Source organism: Promicromonospora sp. NPDC023805 (genome assembly GCF_040639635.1).
GTDB lineage: Bacteria > Actinomycetota > Actinomycetes > Actinomycetales > Cellulomonadaceae > Promicromonospora.
The window spans coordinates 1-18169 of sequence record NZ_JBFAAH010000002.1; the positions used below are offsets into that span (position 1 = coordinate 1).

At 70.8% G+C, this 18169-nt stretch carries 16 protein-coding genes and 1 tRNA gene; 9 read left to right on the forward strand and 8 right to left on the reverse strand.

The window, feature by feature from the left end; translation table 11 throughout:
- The first annotated feature begins 104 nt into the window (after positions 1 to 104).
- Genes AB0F70_RS03310 through AB0F70_RS03320 form a run of 3 tightly spaced genes read left to right on the forward strand, consistent with a single transcriptional unit; the run spans position 105 to position 2249 of the window.
- Positions 105 to 998, forward strand: a complete 894-nt coding sequence (locus tag AB0F70_RS03310) for an alpha/beta hydrolase (RefSeq protein ID WP_357443609.1) — start codon at positions 105 to 107, stop codon at positions 996 to 998.
- Positions 991 to 1617 carry a WHG domain-containing protein gene (locus tag AB0F70_RS03315; protein ID WP_357443611.1) on the forward strand — a complete coding sequence of 209 codons (627 nt, stop codon included), beginning with the start codon at positions 991 to 993 and terminating at the stop codon, positions 1615 to 1617. The genes AB0F70_RS03310 and AB0F70_RS03315 overlap by 8 nt, the downstream gene beginning before the upstream one ends.
- Complete coding sequence (locus AB0F70_RS03320; RefSeq protein ID WP_357443613.1) at positions 1614 to 2249, forward strand: hypothetical protein; 636 nt, start codon at positions 1614 to 1616, stop codon at positions 2247 to 2249. Before AB0F70_RS03315 ends, AB0F70_RS03320 begins: the two co-directional genes overlap by 4 nt.
- A 73-nt stretch (positions 2250 to 2322) precedes the next feature.
- Here AB0F70_RS03320 and AB0F70_RS03325 read toward each other — a convergent pair whose 3' ends face one another.
- Positions 2323 to 3219, reverse strand: a complete 897-nt coding sequence (locus AB0F70_RS03325; protein ID WP_357443615.1) for a Bax inhibitor-1/YccA family protein — start codon at positions 3217 to 3219, stop codon at positions 2323 to 2325.
- Positions 3220 to 3441: 222 nt separating this feature from the next.
- Here AB0F70_RS03325 and AB0F70_RS03330 point away from each other — a divergent pair, with 222 nt between their 5' ends.
- Both AB0F70_RS03330 and AB0F70_RS03335 read left to right on the forward strand, forming a co-directional pair.
- Positions 3442 to 4395: an ATP-binding cassette domain-containing protein gene (locus AB0F70_RS03330; protein ID WP_357443617.1), complete on the forward strand. Its 954-nt coding sequence runs from the start codon at positions 3442 to 3444 to the stop codon at positions 4393 to 4395.
- Positions 4392 to 5279 (forward strand): ABC transporter permease subunit, encoded by an 888-nt coding sequence (locus AB0F70_RS03335; RefSeq protein WP_357443619.1) that lies wholly within the window; start codon positions 4392 to 4394, stop codon positions 5277 to 5279. The genes AB0F70_RS03330 and AB0F70_RS03335 overlap by 4 nt, the downstream gene beginning before the upstream one ends.
- A gap of 131 nt (positions 5280 to 5410) precedes the next feature.
- On the opposite strand, the gene AB0F70_RS03340 is transcribed toward AB0F70_RS03335, so the two are convergent.
- Positions 5411 to 8923: an efflux RND transporter permease subunit gene (locus AB0F70_RS03340; RefSeq protein ID WP_357443621.1), complete on the reverse strand. Its 3513-nt coding sequence runs from the start codon at positions 8921 to 8923 to the stop codon at positions 5411 to 5413.
- A gap of 265 nt (positions 8924 to 9188) precedes the next feature.
- On the opposite strand from AB0F70_RS03340, the gene AB0F70_RS03345 reads away from it, so the two are divergent.
- The 3 genes from AB0F70_RS03345 to AB0F70_RS03355 all read left to right on the forward strand — a co-directional run bounded on the left by AB0F70_RS03345 (position 9189) and on the right by AB0F70_RS03355 (position 10890).
- Positions 9189 to 9404: a hypothetical protein gene (locus AB0F70_RS03345; protein ID WP_357443623.1), complete on the forward strand. Its 216-nt coding sequence runs from the start codon at positions 9189 to 9191 to the stop codon at positions 9402 to 9404.
- Positions 9405 to 9466: 62 nt separating this feature from the next.
- Positions 9467 to 10165, forward strand: coding sequence for a helix-turn-helix domain-containing protein (locus AB0F70_RS03350; protein WP_357443625.1), 699 nt, complete (start codon positions 9467 to 9469; stop codon positions 10163 to 10165).
- Between the two features lie 122 nt (positions 10166 to 10287).
- On the forward strand, positions 10288 to 10890 hold the full coding sequence (locus AB0F70_RS03355; RefSeq protein WP_357443627.1) for an ATP-dependent Clp protease proteolytic subunit: 603 nt from the start codon (positions 10288 to 10290) through the stop codon (positions 10888 to 10890).
- Between the two features lie 4 nt (positions 10891 to 10894).
- Here AB0F70_RS03355 and AB0F70_RS03360 read toward each other — a convergent pair whose 3' ends face one another.
- Positions 10895 to 11392, reverse strand: coding sequence for a helix-turn-helix transcriptional regulator (locus AB0F70_RS03360; RefSeq protein WP_357443629.1), 498 nt, complete (start codon positions 11390 to 11392; stop codon positions 10895 to 10897).
- A 171-nt stretch (positions 11393 to 11563) separates the two neighbouring features.
- Between AB0F70_RS03360 and AB0F70_RS03365 the strand changes: the two genes are divergently transcribed.
- Positions 11564 to 13804: an excinuclease ABC subunit UvrA gene (locus AB0F70_RS03365; RefSeq protein ID WP_357443631.1), complete on the forward strand. Its 2241-nt coding sequence runs from the start codon at positions 11564 to 11566 to the stop codon at positions 13802 to 13804.
- Between the two features lie 15 nt (positions 13805 to 13819).
- Here AB0F70_RS03365 and AB0F70_RS03370 read toward each other — a convergent pair.
- The 5 genes from AB0F70_RS03370 to AB0F70_RS03390 form a co-directional block, all read right to left on the reverse strand.
- Positions 13820 to 13893, reverse strand: a tRNA-Leu gene (locus AB0F70_RS03370).
- 133 nt (positions 13894 to 14026) lie between these two features.
- Positions 14027 to 15484 carry an NAD(P)/FAD-dependent oxidoreductase gene (locus tag AB0F70_RS03375; RefSeq protein WP_357443633.1) on the reverse strand — a complete coding sequence of 486 codons (1458 nt, stop codon included), beginning with the start codon at positions 15482 to 15484 and terminating at the stop codon, positions 14027 to 14029.
- A gap of 202 nt (positions 15485 to 15686) precedes the next feature.
- On the reverse strand, positions 15687 to 16637 hold the full coding sequence (locus AB0F70_RS03380) for a Ppx/GppA phosphatase family protein (RefSeq protein WP_357443635.1): 951 nt from the start codon (positions 16635 to 16637) through the stop codon (positions 15687 to 15689).
- Between the two features lie 93 nt (positions 16638 to 16730).
- Positions 16731 to 17231, reverse strand: a complete 501-nt coding sequence (locus tag AB0F70_RS03385; protein ID WP_357443637.1) for a DUF501 domain-containing protein — start codon at positions 17229 to 17231, stop codon at positions 16731 to 16733.
- 68 nt (positions 17232 to 17299) lie between these two features.
- On the reverse strand, positions 17300 to 18139 hold the full coding sequence (locus AB0F70_RS03390; RefSeq protein ID WP_357443639.1) for a septum formation initiator family protein: 840 nt from the start codon (positions 18137 to 18139) through the stop codon (positions 17300 to 17302).
- Between the last annotated feature and the right edge of the window lie 30 nt (positions 18140 to 18169).

An 18169-nucleotide genomic window follows, 5' to 3' on the forward strand; every position in this document is an offset into this window, starting at 1 on the left:
ACGTGTCAGACGCTCAGGTCACCCGGGTGACCTGAGCGTCTGACACGTGCGCGAAGTTCTGACAAGTCTTGCGCCCCTTGGCTAATGGGCGTAGCTTTCTGGCTATGAGGACCAGCCATAGCACCCCGCTCGCCTTCCTTTCCCGCCCCGAGGGCAACATCGCGTACAGCGACACGGGCGCCGGGCCGCTCGTCGTCGCCGTCCCCGGCATGGGTGACCTCCGGTCCACCTACGACGACGTCGCCCCCGCACTCGTCGACGCCGGCTACCGCGTGGTCGTCGTCGACCTGCGGGACCACGGCGACTCGGACACCACGTTCCGCACGCACGGCGACGACGCGACGGGCACCGACCTCGTCGCGCTCGTCGAGCACCTCGGCGCCGGCCCGGCGGTCCTGGTCGGCAACTCGATGGGCGCCTCGGCCGCCGCCTGGGCCGCCGCGGAGCGCCCGGACCTCGTGCGCGGCCTGGTCCTGCTCAGCCCGTACCTGCGCCAGCCCGGCTCCCCTGGCATGCAGAAGGTCATGGGGGTGGCGTACCGGGTGCTCTTCGCCCGGCCGTGGGGCGCCGCGTTCTGGGGGTCCTTCTACACCTCGATCAGCAAAGGCCGCCGCTCTCCCCGGCACGCCGAGCACGTCGCCGCGATCCGGCGGAACATGAGCGACCCGGCCCGCCTGCGCTCCCTCCGCGACCTCGCGGTATCGCTCGACCACTCGGTCGTCGAGGCCCGCCTGGCGGCCGTCAAGGCCCCTTCCGTCACCGTGGTCGGCGCGCTCGACCCCGACTTCTCCGACCCGGCGGCCGAGCTCGACTGGATCACCGGGGCGATCGACACCCGCGGCATCCTGGTCCCGGACGCCGGCCACTACCCGCAGCACCAGGCGGCCGACGTCGTCGTACCCGCCGTGCTCGAGCTCCTCGCCGGGCTCCCGCCCCTCCCGGCTCCCACCACCGCCGAGACCACCGCACAGGCCCAGGACGGGGGCGCGCGTGCCTAGGGCGGGCCTGTCCCCCGACGCCGTAGTGCGTCTGGCGGTCGAGGTCGTCGACGCCGGTGGGACCACCGGGTTCGCCGACCTGACGCTGGCCAAGGTCGCCGCGAGGGCAGGCGTCGCGGCCCCCAGCCTCTACAAGCACGTCGGCTCGCTGGCCGACCTGCGCCGCGAGGTCACGCTGATCGCCGTCGGGGAGCTCACGGCAGCCGCCACCTCGGCGACCGTGGGCCGGTCCGGGGCCGACGCCCTCCGCGCTCTGGGGGCAGCCTGGCGCACCTACGCCCTGGGCCACCCCGGGCGGTACGCGGCGACCCAGATCGGCCCCGACCCGGACGCTCCCGCTGACGCCGCGCTCCGCGACGCGGCGGCCGAGAGCGTTCAGGTGGTGGTCGCCGTCCTGCGCGGCTTCGGGCTCCCGGACGCCCGCCTGATCGACGCCGTCCGTGCGGTCCGCGCGGGCGTGCACGGCTTCGTCACCCTCGAGCTCGGCGGCGGCTTCCGGATGCGGGAGGACGTCGACCAGAGCTTCACGGTGCTGCTCGACATGATCGTCGCGGGAGTCGCCGCGCTCGCACCGTCCGACACACCTCAGAGCGACACCACCACCGGGAGCCACTCATGACCACCGTCCGCTGGACCCGCGTCGCCTTCGTCGCCGCCGGCCTCGCCTTCCTCCTCTTCCCCCTGCTGCGGCCCTGGCCGGACGAGACGGTGGCTACCGCCGAGCTCGCCACGGCCTTCGCGTCCGACCGCTGGGTGGTGGCGCACCTGTTCGGGATCCTCGGCCTCGCCCTTCTCGCGCCCGCACTCCTCGGGCTACGGGCGATCCTCGCCCAGGCCGGTGTCGGTGCCGCGACCTGGGCGCTCGTCACCACGTGGACCGGTGCCGGTCTGGCGGCGCTCTACTTCGGCGCCGAGATCTTCGGCATCCGCACCATCGCGGAAGCCGCGCTGCGGGACGGCGACCTCGGGCTGCTCGCCGACATCGAGGTGCTGCGCATGCAGCCGTGGGCAGTCACCCTGTTCGCCACGGGTCTGCTCCTGCTCGCGGTGGCCGGGGTGCTGGTAGGGGTCGCCCTGTGGCGGGCGGACACCCGCATGAGGTGGGCCGGCATCCCGCTGGCGATCGGCCTGGTGCTCGTACTTCCCCAGTTCTTCGGCGGGCCGGAGCTGCGGATCACGCACGGGTTCCTGTTCGCCGCGGGATGCGTGCTGGTCGCGGTCGCCACACCTTCCCGAACAGCTCGGGCATAGTCTCCGCGCACGACGACGGCCCGGTCACCTTTCGCTGGAAGGTGACCGGGCCGTCAGTGGTACAGCAGGTGAGTCAGTCGCTGCCGAAGCTGCTGATGATCGTCACGAGACGAAGCAGCTCGAGGTACAGCCAGATCAGCGTCACCAGCAGGCCGAAGGCCGCCGCCCAGGCCATCTTGGCCGGCACGCCGGCCTCGACACCACGCTTGATGGAGTCGAAGTCGACGATCAGGGAAGCCGCGGCGAGGCCGACGGCAACCAGACCGACGATCACGCCGATCGGACCGTTACGCATGCCGAAGCCGTCCAGCACGCCGGTCATCATCAGCACGAAGTTGATCAGGCTGAAGAGGGCGTAACCCAGCAGGGCGAACATCAGCCAGCGAGTGAACTTGGGGGTCACCCGGACCTTGCCGCTCCTGAACAGGAACAGGCTCACGGCGAACACCGACGCGGTGCCGAGCACCGCCTGCCACACGGCGCCTTCGGCCATCTGGTTGAACATCAGCGAGATCGCGCCGAGGAACGCGCCCTCGAACACCGTGTACGCCACGATCAGCGCGGGGCTCGGGTTGCGCTTGAACGCGTTGACCAGACCGAGGACCAGGCCACCGATCAGGCCGACGATCATGACGATGCCCAGCATGGGCCGAGGCACCAGCGTCCACGTCGCCGCGGCCACCACGACCAGGAGGGCGAGCAGCCCGCCGGTCTTGATGATCACGTCGTCATAGGTCATGCGCTTGGTGTCCGCCGTGGTGGCGGACGGCGACTGGTACATCGCGTCGAGATCTGACGCGTCCATGGGCTGCTGGCCGCCGTACTGGCCGTACTGGCCGGCCTGCGGCGGGGTGCCGTATGCGGGAGTCTGGTTGGGGTAGGTGGCGGTGCCGCCACGGCGTGCGCCAGCTGCACCGGTGCGACGGGGCTCACCGAAGACGTCGCTTCTCGAAAAGACGGGGTTGCTCATCTGCTCCTCCTGGTCTGTCGGACCATCCTAGGGAACGCTGGGAAGGTCTCAGTAGTTCCCGGGTCATACCTTCGGATGAACTCGGTCCGTCCGAGGGATGATCCGGGCTGGAAAAGGGTGCGGCGGGTGCCGTCGGCTCCCTAGTCTCGTCGTAACCAATCTTGTAGTGACCGACCAGTGGCCGCAGAGGCCACCCCGGCGTGCCAGATGGAAGGGCAAGTGATGATCGAGGCCACAGGCCTGACGAAGAGGTACGGCTCGAAGACGGCCGTCGACGGAGTCACGTTCACCGTGCAGCCGGGCCAGGTGACGGGCTTCCTGGGCCCGAACGGCGCCGGAAAGTCGACCACCATGCGCATGATCGTGGGCCTGGACAAGCCCACCGCGGGCACGGTCACCGTGAACGGCAAGCCCTACGCCGCGCACCGCAGCCCGCTCGCCGAGGTGGGCGCGCTGCTCGACGCGAAGGCCGTGCACACCGGGCGGACCGCCCGCAACCACCTGCTCGCCATGGCAGCCACTCATGGCATCCCGACGAAGCGGGTCGACGAGGTGATCGAACTCACAGGCCTGCGGCCCGTCGCGAGCAAGCGTGTGGGCGGCTTCTCGCTCGGCATGGGCCAGCGTCTCGGTATCGCCGCCGCCCTGCTCGGCGACCCGCGCACGCTCATCCTCGACGAGCCCGTCAACGGTCTCGACCCCGAGGGTGTGCTCTGGGTCCGTAACATCGCGAAGTACCTGGCGTCGGAGGGCCGCACGGTCTTCCTGTCCAGCCACCTGATGAGCGAGGTCGCCCTCACCGCCGACCACGTGCTCGTCATCGGCAAGGGCCGCATCCTCGCCGACGCACCGGTCTCCGAGATCGTCGACGGCGCCGCACGCAAGATCGTGCGGGTCCGGTCGCCGCAAGCCACGGTGCTCGCCGAGCTCCTGAAGGGCACCGACGCCGAGGTGGACGCCGTCGAGCCCGGTCTCCTGGAGATCCGGGGCACGGACGCGGCCACCATCGGTGAGCTCGCCGCCTCCGCCAGGGTCGTGCTGCACGAGCTCACGCCCGTCGCGTCCACGCTCGAAGAGGCCTACATGTCGCTGACCGCCGATTCGGTGGAATACCAGTCCGAGGCGATCGCAGGCCACGCGGGCACACAGTCCGACCTCGAGGGGAGCAAGGCATGAGCGCGACGGTCACGGTTCCGGCGGGCGGATCCGCCCCGGGCACGACGGCGGGAAAGACCGAGGTACGCAACGTCACGTTCTGGCGGGTGCTGCGCTCCGAGTGGATCAAGCTGTGGAGCCTGCGCTCGACGTGGTGGACGCTCGGTTCGACGGTCGTGGTGATCGTCGGCTTCGCGCTGATGATGGCTCTCATCGTCCAGCTCGTCGGGAACGAGATGGAGGGCGCCGCACCTGAGGACCAGGCCGCCATGGGCGGGATGCTCGGCGGGACCATGGTCGTCAGCGCGGGCTTCGACATGGCGGCCCTCGTGGTCGCGGTGCTCGGCGCCCTGATGATCACCGGCGAGTACTCCACGGGGATGATCCGTTCGACGTTCGCGGCGGTCCCCAGCCGGCTTCCGGCCTTCTTCGGCAAGGCGGTCGTGCTGGCGCTCGTCACGGTGGTGCTCATCACCGTGTCGCTCGCGCTGAGCTGGCTCGTCACCTACCCGATCCTGAGCTCCAACGACGCGACCGTCGACTTCGGCGACAGCGGTCAGGTGCGGTCGCTGCTCGGCACCGTGCTGTACGTGACGCTCGTGGCGCTCTTCGCGCTGGGGCTCGGCGCCCTGCTGCGGCATACGGCGGGCGCGATCTTCACGGTGGTCGCGATCTTCCTCGTGATTCCGACCATCGTCCAGATCGCTACGTTCGCGGCCTCCCAGCTGGAGTGGGTAGGCACGGTGAACAAGCTGCTGCCCAGCGTGGCCGGGGCGCAGATCACCCCGAACGCCGGCGCGTTCCCCGACGTGCTCGAACCGTGGGTCGGCATCAGCGTGCTTGCGGGCTACACGGTGCTGGTCCTGACCGGCGCGGCGATGCGCCTGAAGCTTCAGGACGCGTAGCAGGCCGACGTCGGCCGGTCGCCAGCACCAGGCGCTCCGGCTGAGGCCCGCTTCCGTCACGCGATCAGGCACGGTTCTGGCCCCAGAACCGTGCCTGATCGCGTTCTCCAGGCGGACGTCGGAGCCCGCCGTCAGTCGGGCGGATCCAGCGGGTGGGGCCAGGCCGGAGGGGGCGTTGGCCGTTGGTAGGCCGGCTCGGCGACCGGCCCGGGCGGCGGTGGCCACGGTGACGGAGGTCGCCGCTGGGGCGTCTGGATCTGCGGCTGGAACTGAGGCGGCTGGAACTGGGGCGGCTGGTTCTGCGATGGCTGGTTCTGCGATGGCTGGTTCCGCGGCGGCCAGGCGGCCGGAACCTGAGCCGGGGTCGGCTTGCTGTGCCGCGCCGGGCGCGCCTGGTCGGGTCGCGCCGGCGGCCAGGTCGGCTGGACCGGTCCGCCCTGCGCCCGACGCCGCGCCGCAGCCTCCCGTCCGACGGTCTGGAAGGCACCCGTCGCCACGCTGGGGAAGGCACCGGTCAGTGGCCGGCGCGTGCTGCGCCCGGCTGCGTCGTCCGCCGCTCGTCGGCGCTCGGCCCGGCGTTCGAAGATCGTGTAGATCACGGGCACCACGTACAGCGTCAGCAGAGTGGAGGACACGAGCCCGCCGATCACCACCAGCGCCAGCGGCTGCGAGATGAACGCCCCGCCGCCGGTCAGCCCGAACGCCATCGGCAGCAGCGCGAAGACCGTGGCGAGGGCGGTCATGACGATGGGCCGCAGCCGCTTCCGGGCGCCCTCACGCACGGCTTGGTCGAGACCCATGCCGTCCTGCCGGTACTGGTTGATCAGATCGATCAGCACTATCGCGTTCGACACGACGATGCCCACCAGCAGGAGGGTGCCGATCAGCGCGGGCACGCCCAGCGGCGTGTTCGTGGCGACCAGCGCTACCAGAGCCCCGACCGCCGCGAACGGGATAGACACCAGCAGGATGAACGGCTGCGCCAGGCTGCGGAACGCCGCCACCATGACGATGAACACGAGGGCGATGGCGGCCAGGAGCGCCATGCCCAGGTTCGCGAAGGCCTCCGCCTGGTCGGCCGCCGCACCACCCACCGACACCGTCGCCCCTGCCGGCAGGTCTGTCGACCCGACCTCGGCGTTCACCGTCTCGGTGACCGCGCCGAGGTCGTCGCCCGCTGGCGTCACCGAGACGGTCGCCGACCGGTCGCCGTCGATCCGGCTGATCGACGTCGGCGTCCTGGCGACCTCGACGTTCGCGACGTCGCTCAGCGGTATGGCGCCGACCGCCGTCGGGACCGGGATCTGCTCGATCTCGGCAATGGTGCCCGGCACCGCACCCGCGGCGAGCGTGACCCCGACCGGCCCCTCGGCGGTGTGCAGCTCGCCGATCTCCCGTGCACCGGCCAGCGCGGCGGACGCGACGGCGGTCACCTGGGTCTCGGTGAGCCCGTACCCGGCCGCGGCCTTGCGGTCGACGGTCACCTCGACGATCTCCTGTGCCGCCGCCAGGTCGTTGCTGACCTCGGCCACCCCGTCCAGACCGCTCGTCGCTTCCTGCAGCTGATCGGTGGCCTCGGTCAGGGTCGCGTCGTCGCGCGCACGAACGACGAGGTCGATCGACGACGTACCCACGGAGTCACCGGCGGACACGGAGACCTCGGTCGCGGGTTCCTCGGTCAGCCCTCCGACGGCGGTGCGGATTTCGGCTGCGGCGTCCGCGCCGTCGGCATCCTCCGCGAGGGTGACCGCGAAGGATGCCTTGAGGCCCGCACTCGCCCCGCCGAAGGCCGCCATCGACATGTCGCCGCTGCTGCCGACGGTGGCCTGCACGCTCTCGACCGCGTCGACGTCGGCCAGAGCGGCCTCCACCTGCCGCGCCGCCTCGTCCTGCCCTGCGAGCGACGTACCGGGCGCGTAGTGCTGCGTGACGGTCACCGTGTCCTGGCCGCTGTCCCCGAGAAAGCTCGTCTCCATGTTCGGGACGAGGGCTGCCGTACCGCCGAGGATCGCGACGGCGACCGCGATCGTCACGACCGGCCGGCCCAGCGCGCCGTTCAGCGTCGGCACATAGATCCGCTGCCAGACGCCGCGGCTCTCCTTCTCCTCGGCCGCCGCCCGGGCGAGCGACGCGCCGCGGCCTGCCTTCTTCGGCGGGCTGATGAACCAGTACGCCAGCACCGGCACGATCGTCAGCGCCACGACGAGCGAGGCGAGCATCGCTATCGACACGGTCAGGGCGAAGGGCCGGAACAGCTCGCCGACCATGCCGCCGACGAACGCGATGGGCAGGAAGACGGCGACGGTGCAGATCGTGGACGCGGCGATGGCCCCGCCGACCTCACGCACGGCCGCGAGGATCGCGGTGGTCTTCTCCTCGCCGTACGACATGTGCCGCTTGATGTTCTCGATCACGACTATCGCGTCGTCGACCACGCGGCCGATCGAGATCGTGAGCGCACCCAGCGTCAGGATGTTGAGGGTGTAGCCGCCCGCGCTCATGGCGATGAACGTCACCGCCAGCGACAGCGGGATCGAGATCGCGGACACGAGCGTCGAGCGCATCGACATCAGGAAGACCAGGATGACGAGGACGGCGAACAGCAGGCCGAGCCCACCCTCCGTGGCCAGCCCGTGGATCGAGTCCTCGACGAAGGGCGCCTGGTCGAACACGACGGCTGTGTCGACGCCGCGCCCGGTCAGTGTGTCCGCCACCTCGCGCTCGGCGAGTGCCCGCTCGATCGCATGGGACACCTCGACGGTGTTCGCCTCCGGCGTCTTCGTGATGGCCAGGCCGAGGGAAGGCTCGCCGTCGAGGCGGGAGTACGACGTCGGCTCCACGGGCTCGAGCCGCACGGACGCGACCTGCCCCAGCAGCGGCGGGCTGTCCGGCACGGCAGGCGCACCCTGGACGACGGGCAGCTGTGCGATCTGGTCGACCATGTCGACGGGCTTGCCGAGCTGGACGGACCAGGCGCGCCCACCCTCGGTGATCTCGCCCGCCGGCAGGACCACGCCGTTGTCCTGCAGCACGGTGGTCAGGTCCTCGGCAGTGAGGCCCGCAGCGGAGAGCTTCTCCTGGTCGGGCAGGATGCGGACCTCTGTCTCGCGCTCGCCGGTGACCGCGACCGCGCGGACGCCGTCGACGTCCTCCAGTGCGGGAACGACCACGTTCTCGACCGTGTCGGCGAGCGCGTCGGAGCTCTTGTCGCCCGCCACGGCCAGCTGGACCACCGGCACGTCGTCGACGGAACCGGTGGTGACCTGTGGGCTGACGCCCTCCGGCAGGGCGGGCTGGATGCCTGCCACCGCGGTCTGGAGACGTTGGGAGGCGGCCTCCATGTCGGTGCCGTAGGTGAACTCGACGGTGGTGAGCGAGACACCGGTGGACGCAGTGGACCGGACTGACGCGATCGCGTCGATCGAGGCGACGGCCTCCTCGATCACGTCGGTGACCTGCTCCTCCACGACCTCGGGTGACGAGCCCTGGTACTGCGCGCTCACGATGCCGGTCGGGAGCTGCAGGGACGGGATCAGCTCCTGTTTCAGGGAGGTCATGCTCAGCACCCCGAACACAGCTATCGCGATGGTCAGCAGCGCCACGACCGCTCGGTTCGCGAGGGACAGCCGGGCGAGATGGAACACGAAGACTCCACGGTGCGGACGAGGTTCGGGCATACGGCACGACGCCGCCGTCGTGGCCTGGTTCGGACCAAGGGGGTGAAAAACGACGGAAGTCACAGAGTAGGGCAGGGCCCTGCGCCGCCCGCAAGCCCGGCGGGACGGCTCCACACCGAGGTGCCGCTCCAAAGAACCGGTTGCAAAGAAAGCCTTGCAAAGAGATATTTGCCTGCGTAGAGTCGTGCGCACCTGCTACTCCCCTCACGAGCCCCGAAGCCAGGAGATCGCGATGAGCGTCTACGCACCCACCATCCGCACCGCCGTTCCGCAGCCCCTCGGAGTCCCGCTTGCCGCCGCCCCCGCCAGGGTCCGGCGGCCCGCTGCGCCGCGGCAGACCGACCCCGAGGCGCAGCGCCGCGAGGCCGAGCGCGCCGAGCGGCAGCGAGCCCAGGCCGAGCGGGTGCGCGACAACATGGCGGCTCGCCACCCGCTCTCCCTGCGCTGATCGCCGCGCGCCCCGTGGCCACCGCCCGGTCTCGGTCACGTCGAGTGGGTAACGTCCTGCCTATGGCGACAGCACGTAAGAACCTCCCGGGCGGGCAGGCGGGACGAGACTCTCGCTCCTCGGCGCCATTACCTCGTGCGGTCCCGGACAGCGCCGCGTCCACCGTCGCGGGCCCGCCGGCCGAGCTCGGCCCCGCAGCACTGCGCGCGCTCGCTCATCCACTGCGCATCCGCATCCTCGACCTGCTGCCGATCCGCGGACCCCTCACGGCCAGCAAGCTCGGCGAGATCGTCGGCGAGTCGAGCGGCTCCACGAGCTACCACCTCCGCCAGCTGGCCAAGCACGGACTGGTCCGCGAGGTCGAGGGCAAGGGCACGGCGCGGGAACGCTGGTGGGAACGCACCCCCGGTGGGTTCAGCATCTCCAGCGCGGGCAAGGACTCCCCCGCGGGCCGGCAGACCGCCGAGGCGGTCAACATGGAGTTCCTGCGCCTCCGCAACGAACGAGTGCTGGCCTTCGCCCGCGCGGGACAGGACGCCGACGAGGAGACCCTGGAGTCGTGGATGGGCTCCGCCACGTTCGTCACGGTCAACAAATGGGCCACGCGGGAGCAGGCGAAGGCGGTCGTCGAGGCCTGGGAGCAGTTCGCAGCGGAACATCTCGACCCGCTCAGCGGCCAGGAGGGCAACCCTGGAGCCGTGCCGTTCGAGATCCACTTCGACGTGTTCCCCACTATCGACCCCGAGGGCAATCCGCTCTGAAGCACGGGGTCTGAAGCACGGGGTCTGAAGCACGCGATCTGACGCACGCGGTCTGCCGTCAGCAGATCTGCGGCGGGCAGAGACCGCTACCCGGCCGGCCCGCACGGGACGATCGTGGGGGCATGACCGAGACAGCGCACACCCAGCCCTTCGACGACCACCTCGGCTCGCGGCTCCTGCACCAGCGCATGGTGCTCGTCGGCACCGAGATCGACGACGCCGTCGCCAACCGCGTCACCTCGCAGCTCCTGCTGCTCTCCGCCGAGGACTCCGGCGCCGAGATCAGCCTCTACCTCAACTCCCCCGGCGGCTCCGTCAGCGCCGGGCTCGCCGTCTACGACACGATGAGGCTCCTGCCGAACGCCGTCTCGACGGTCGCCATCGGGTTCGTGGGCAGCATCGGGCAGTTCCTGCTCGCCGCGGGCACCAAGGGCAAGCGCTACGCGCTGCCGCACGCGCGGATCATGATGCACCAGCCGGCGGGCGAGGTCAGCGGTACGACGAGCGACGTCGTCGTGCAGGCCGAGAACATCCGGCACCTCAAGGACGTCATGACCCGGTTGCAGTCCGAGCACACCGGCCAGCCCGTCGAGACCGTCGCCGCGGACGCGGAGCGCGATCGCTGGTTCACCGCCGAGCAGGCACTGGCCTACGGCATGATCGACAAGATCGTGGACCAGGTGGACGACGTCCGCCCTGGCGGAAGGCGACGCGCCGGGCTCTGAGGCCTCACGCCGCGAGCAGCACCGCCTCGCCTCGCCGGCCGGCGCCGGAGGTGCCGGCCGGTGCCGCCGTCTGCTCCGCCTGCAGCGGATGACGGGACGACGAGAAGCCCGCCGCACGACGAGCAGCGGACGACAGGACACGAACCCTGCGGCTCTCCTCCTGCGCCGCCAGCGCGAGGGCGAGCTCGGCCCATGCCCGCTCCACCAGGTCGACGAGCCGCATGCCGAGCGCCTCGCACACGGCGGCGAGCACCTCGGAGGATGCCTCCTTGCGCCCGCGCTCGACCTCGGACAGATAGGCGGTGGAGACCCGGGCGTCAGTGGCGACGTCGGCAAGTGTGCGCCGTTGCTCCCGACGGGTGCGCCGCAGGATGCCGCCGACCAGGTCGCGCAACAGCGGTTCGCGGGTGTGTTCGAGCGTGCCGGGTCTGGTCCCGGGCCCGCCCTCGTTCGTGGTGCCGAGCCCAGCAGTACGTGCGGTACCCATTGAGATCATTGCCATCTGCCCACTCCCGCCGTTGGTACCCGTCACGGTACCCAACCCCACTGACACCGTAGGTCGTTCCGGCGTCTGCTCCTGGCGTAACGGCCCTCAGCCGTAAAGCCCGCCAGCGTAGTCAGGGTGCGTGTCAGTGCCTGCTGGCACGATGGGACCACCGACCAGGAAAGGACAGTGGTGTTCGGATCTATCGAGGTGCGCGGAGCCCGAGAGAACAACCTGCGGGGAGTCTCGGTCGACATCCCCAAGCGGAAGCTCACCGTCTTCACGGGAGTGTCCGGCTCGGGTAAGAGCTCGCTCGTGTTCGGCACTGTCGCCGCCGAGTCGCGGCGGCTGATCGACGAGACGTACTCGGCGTTCCTCCAGGGCTTCATGCCGTCCCGGCCGCGGCCCGACGTCGACACACTGTCGAACCTCTCTGCCGCGATCGTCGTGGACCAGGAGCCCATGGGCGCCAACGCGCGCTCGACGGTCGGCACCGCCACCGACGCCTACACGATGCTGCGCGTCATCTGGTCGCGGCTGGGCCAGCCGCACATCGGCGGGTCCAACCTCTTCTCCTTCAACGACCCGCAGGGCATGTGCGGGAACTGCGAGGGCCTGGGCCGCGTCTCGGCCATCGACACCGAGGCCCTCGTGGACCGCAGCAAGTCGCTGAACGAGGGCGCCATCACGTTCCCGAACTTCGGAGTGGGCAGCTGGTACTGGAAGGTCTACGCCGACTCGGGCCTGTTCGACGTCGACAAGCCGCTGGCGGACTACAGCGAGACCGAGTGGCACGACCTGATGCACGGCGCCGAGCGCAAGATCGTCGCGGGCGGCATCAACGTCACGTACGAGTCGCTGGTCCCCAAGATCACGCGCCTCTACCTCGTCAAGGACGTCGAGTCGATGAAGGGCGCGATGCGTGCCGCCGTCGACCGGCTCGCCACGTTCACGGCCTGCCCGGCGTGCGGCGGCACCCGGCTCAACGACCGGGCCCGGTCGTCGCTGGTCAAGGGCAAGCACATCGGCGAAGCGGCCGCCCTGCAGCTCACCGACCTCGCCGAGCTCGTGCGCGACCTCACCGACCCGCAGGTCCAGCCCATTCTCGACGGCCTCGGTGACCTGCTCGCCACGTTCGAGCAGATCGGGCTGGGGTACCTGTCGCTGGACCGGGAGTCGTCGTCACTGTCCGGCGGAGAGGCTCAGCGCACCAAGATGGTGCGGCACATGGGTTCGGCCCTGACGGACATGACCTACGTGTTCGACGAGCCGACGATCGGCCTCCACCCGCACGACGTGCGGCAGATGAACACGCTGCTCCAGCGGCTGCGGGACAAGGGCAACACGGTGCTCGTCGTCGAGCACAAGCCAGAGGTCATGGCTGCGGCCGACCACCTCGTCGACATGGGCCCGGGCGCCGGCAAGCACGGCGGCACCGTCGTCTACGAGGGCGACATCGCGGGGCTGCGCAGCTCCGGGACCGCGACGGGCAAGCACCTGGACCAGGCCGTCACGGTCAAGCAGACGCCGCGCACCCCCACGGGCTTCCTCCGGATCGAGCACGCGACCCTGCACAACCTCCAGGACGTCACGGTCGACGTCCCGCTCGGTGTGCTCGTCGCGGTGACAGGCGTGGCCGGGTCGGGCAAGAGCTCCCTCATCCACGGCTGCCTGCCGCGCGACGGCGTGACGTTCGTGGACCAGTCGGCGATCCGCGGGTCGCGGCGGTCGAACCCGGCCACCTATACCGGGATCCTCGAGCCCATCCGCAAGCAGTACGCCCGCGCGAACGGCGTCAAGCCCGCACTGTTCAGCGCGAACTCGGCCGGCGCGTGCCCGGCGTGCAAGGGGGTCGGCCTGAACTACACCGACCTCGCCTTCATGGCGGGTGTCGCGAGCCCGTGCGAGGCGTGCGGCGGCAAGCGGTTCACCGACGAGGTCCTCGACTACACCCTGCGTGGCAAGAACATCGCCGACGTGCTCGCCATGTCCGTCGAGGAGGCGCTGGGCTTCTTCACGGAGAAGGCGATCGTGCCGATGCTCTCCCGGCTGTCCGACGTCGGGCTGCACTACATCTCGCTCGGGCAGCATCTCAACACCCTGTCCGGCGGCGAACGGCAGCGGCTCAAGCTCGCCATCGAGATGGGCGGCGACACCCCTGCGTTCGTCCTCGACGAGCCCACCGCCGGCCTGCACATGCAGGACGTCGACAACCTGGCCGGCCTGCTCGACCGCCTGGTGGACTCCGGCCGGTCGGTCATCGTCGTGGAGCACAACCTGTCGGTCGTCGCGCGTGCCGACTGGGTGATCGACATGGGCCCCGGTGGCGGGCACGACGGCGGGCGGGTCGTCTTCGAGGGCACGCCCGCCGACCTGGCACGCGAGGAGGCGTCACTGACCGGCCGTCACCTCGCCGAGCTGCTCTCCTGACGCCGGAGCGCCGAGTGCCCCCACCCGGGTTCGAACCGGGACTGTGCCGGGTTTAAGCCGGCTGCCTCTGCCAGTTGGGCTATGGGGGCGCACCCCAGAGACTACCGAGGCAGCGGTCGTCGTAGTACGTACACGGCCATCAATGGTCGAGCTTGTCGAGACCACCAGGGTCTCGACAAGCTCGGCCAGCGGTACGGCCTGAGCCGGACCGGTGTCAGCTGGTCAGGACTTGGCGCCCGACTCGGCACGGTCGGCGGACGACTCCGCCTTCTGCTCGACCTTCTCGCCCGCCGGCTTCGGCGGCACGGAAGCGTTGCGGAACTCCTGGCGCGGGTCGTGCAGCGAGCCCAGCGAGACCAGCTCACGGCCCATGAGGAACTGCCCGATCCAACCGATCAGGATCCGGATCTTGCGGTTGCCGGTCGGCATCGCCATCACGTGGTAGCCACGGTGCGCCACCCAGGCCGGGAACCCGCGCAGCTTGATGAAGCCGAACAGCTCGGCGACACCCTTGTACAGGCCCAGCGATGCGACGACGCCCAGGTTCTTGTGGTCGTAGTCGACGGCGGGCTTCTCCTTGTAGAGCGCCACGATGTTGTCGGCAAGGCGCACCGCCTCGCGGATCGCGTGCTGCGCGTTCGGCGGGCAGAACTTGCCGGGGTTGTTCACGTCCGGCACGGCGGCGCAGTCGCCCGCGGCCCAGGCACCTTCGACGATCTCGCCGTCCTCGGTCGCCACCTGCAGCGTTGGCAGCACGGTGACGCGGCCCATCTTGTCGAACGGGAGGTCGGACGCCTCCTTGATGACCGGGTTCGCCTTGACGCCCGCGGTCCACACGATGGTCTCGGTGTCGAACTCGACGCCCGTCGACGTGACCACGTGCCCGTCCACGCAGGACGAGAGGAACGTGTTGAGGTGGAACTCGATGCCGCGCTTCTTCAGCTCGGCGAGGGCGTACTCGCCCATCGGCTCCGTGACCTCTGGCAGGATGCGCCCGGCGCCCTCGATCATGACGAACCGCAGGTCGGACGCCTCGATCGTCTGGTACTGGCGTGTCGCGTAACGCGCCATGTCCTCGATCTCGGCGAGGGCCTCGATGCCGGCGAACCCGCCGCCGACGAAGGTGAACGTGAGCATGCGCTTGCGCAGGTCGGCGTCCCACGTGGAGGACGCGACGTCCATCCGGTTGATCACGTGGTTGCGGACCGCGATGGCCTCTTCGACGTTCTTGAAGCCGATGGCCGACTCCGCGAGGCCGGGGATCGGCAGCGTGCGCGACACCGAGCCGAGGCCGACGACCAGCTGGTCGTACGACACCTCGTACTCCTCGCCCGACTCGGGCTGGATCTTCACGTGCTTGCGGCCGTGCTCGATCGCGGTGACCTTGCCCTGCAGCACGTCGATGCCCTTGAGGGCCTTGCGGTGCGGTGCTACGACGTCGCGGGCGTCGATCGACCCAGCGGCCGCCTCGGGCAGGAAGGGCGCATACGTCATGTACGGCCGCGGGTCGACGACGACGATCGCCGCCTCCCGCTTCTTCAGCTTCTTTCGCAGGCGGCGCGCCACGTAGAGGCCGACGGACCCGCCGCCGAGCACCACGATGCGCGGCACCTTCCGCGGGCGCGGCGTGCTCGCCGCATCGGAAGCATGGCTGACCGAGGTCAGGTCGTTCTGAGGCATGATTCCCAGGATACCGCGCACCGCGCATTCGCATTGACACGCCAAAGAACGGCGTGTGCGTGATGCACCCCACGCCGTCGTCGCCGCTGCAGGAACTTCCTCGATCCTCTGGCACCCACAACGGGCCACCGCCGCCGGAAGTTCCCGGCGGGCGGAAGTCACGCCCTGCGGGCATGGCGTGAGCCTGCGGTTCCGCTTCGGCTCACGCCATGGACAGCGCGATCCCGTCGAGGATGTCCTGCTCGCTCGTCACCACGCTCGTCAGCGAACCGCCGGCGGCCGCGACGTCGGCGGCCACGCGGGTGATCACCTCGGACCAGACGAGCGCCCCGGCCGCGATGACGTCGACCCGGCCCGGGTGCAGGAAGCCCATCGCCGCTCGCTCGGCGCGCGGGGCCTCGACCAGTGCCGCGCAGGAGTCCAGCACCACCTGCACCGGCAGCTCCGCCTGGTTCACCCGCTCGCGCCGGTACTCCGTCAGTCCCAGCGCGTGTGCGGTCACCGTGGTGATCGAACCGGCCAGCCCGACCAGGGTGGCCGTCTTCGCGAGCGGGACCGCGCGGGCGGCGTCGTCCAGGTGTGCCCGCACGTCCGCGCGGGCCGCCGCGATCTCCGCCGCCGACGGGGGATCGCTGTGCAGGTGCCGTTCGGTCATCCGCACCGAACCGACGTCCATCGAGACGCTCGCGTCGACCGAACCGGTGCCGAGGACCAGCTCCGTGGACCCGCCCCCGAGGTCGACGACGAGGAACGGGCCCGCGTGCGCCTCCGCGACCGCGCCGGTGGCACCGCGGAACGACAGCTGCGCCTCCTCGCCGCCGGAGATCACCTCGACCTCGACGCCGAGCGCCGAGCGCACGCCGTCGAAGAACGCGTCCCGGTTCCGCGCGTCCCGGGTGGCCGACGTCGCCACGAAACGCACCTGCTGCGCTCCGGCGGCCTCGATCGCCGCCGCGTACCGGCGCGTCGCCGCGAGGGTGCGCTCCAGCGCCTCGGGCGCGAGCTCACCGGTACGGTCCACACCCTGGCCGAGCCGCACCACCTCCATGCGGCGGTCGAGCTCGGTGAGGTTTCCGGCGGCGTCGACGTCCGCGAGGAGCAGGCGGATCGAGTTGGTGCCGCAGTCGATCGCGGCCACACGAGAGGAAGTCACGCGAAGATTCTTCCAGGCCCTCCGCCGCGAGGCGTCGAAGAAGCCGGATCCGCGAGAAACCTCACGCGGCCGCGGAGGTGGGTGCCGGCCCGGTCAGCAGGTGCAGCGGTCCGGGCGCCAGCTGTCCTTGGCCAGCTCCAGCGCCTCGTCGCCCAGCGGGTTCACGCCAGGGCCCGCGGCGAGCGCGTGCGCGAAGAGGACGTGCAGGCACTTGACGCGCGTCGGCATGCCGCCGGCCGAGATGCCGGCGATCTCCTCGACGTGCCCGATCGCCTCACGCTGGGCGAGGTAGTGCTCGTGCGCCTTCCGGTAGGCGGCGGCGAGCTCCTCGTCCTGCTCGAGTCGCGCCGTCAGCTCCTTCATGACGCCGTTCGCCTCGAGCGTCGACGCGGCCGCGGTCGCACCGGGGTGGGTCAGGTAGAAAACGGTCGGGAAGGGGGTGCCGTCGGGCAGGCGCGGCGCGGTGCGCACCACGGTCGGACGGCCGCACACGCAGCGCGCCGCGATCCCCACGACGCCGCGCGGCTCGCGGCCGAGCTGCTCGGCCAGGACGCGCAGATCGTCGTCGGACACTGTCTCGATCACGGAGTTCACCGCTCCATTGTCCCTCAAGAGACTGTCCCCAGGAGCGATGCGGCACGTGATCTGGCGAACGCGCGCGCCTACTCCTCGCCGCCCGCGATCCGCACGGAGTCCCACACGCTCGTGAACCAGGGGGTATCCGCATCCTCCGACGCGCCGGGCGACGGCTCGACGACACCGGGCGGCGGCTCCTCCTGCTGTACGGAGTCGGTGTCCAGGGGACGCCACACCTTGTCCCCCGGCATGACGAAGTGCAGCCGCGACCGTGCCTGCTCGATCACGTACGACGGGTCGTCCCAGCGTGCGAGCTCGGTGTCGAGCTCCTCCTTCTGGACCAGCTGCTGGTTCAGCTCGGACCGCAGCTCGCGCAGCTCGGCCTGCTGGGTCACGGCGGCGCGCACGGTCGGCAGCAGGAGCACCACCGCGAGGAGCACCACCACGGACAGCACCATCGCGCGGACCGTCAGCACCTCGGGCAGCACGAGCCCGAAGCTGCCGCGCTTACGGTCGGCACGCGGCGGCGGGACGCTGCCGTTGACAGCGCTGCGGCGACGCGGCTGCGTGGGTCGCTTCACCCCGCCGCCCGACGCCGGCCGCGCAGCCCTCGGGGCGGCAGACGCCGGGCGCGCGGCAGACCGTGCAGGCGCGCTCCGCGGCGTGGGAGCACGGCGGCTCGCCGACGACGGCGCGGCGGGCTGACGAGCGGCCGACCCGCCGGGCGCCGAACCTCTCGCGGTGGAACCACTCGCCGTCGGACCGGACGGCTTCTTCGGGGCGGCCTTGCCCTTCGGCGTCGGCTTCGAGTCCTTTGCCTTCTTCACGCCCGACGCACCCGCTCCGGCACGCGGAGTCGACGACGGGCGTGCGCCCGAACCGCGCGCCGAGCCCGAGGGTCGCGCCGGACGACGTGAGGAAGGCATGGGTCGATTGTGCCGATTCGCGAGGCCTTT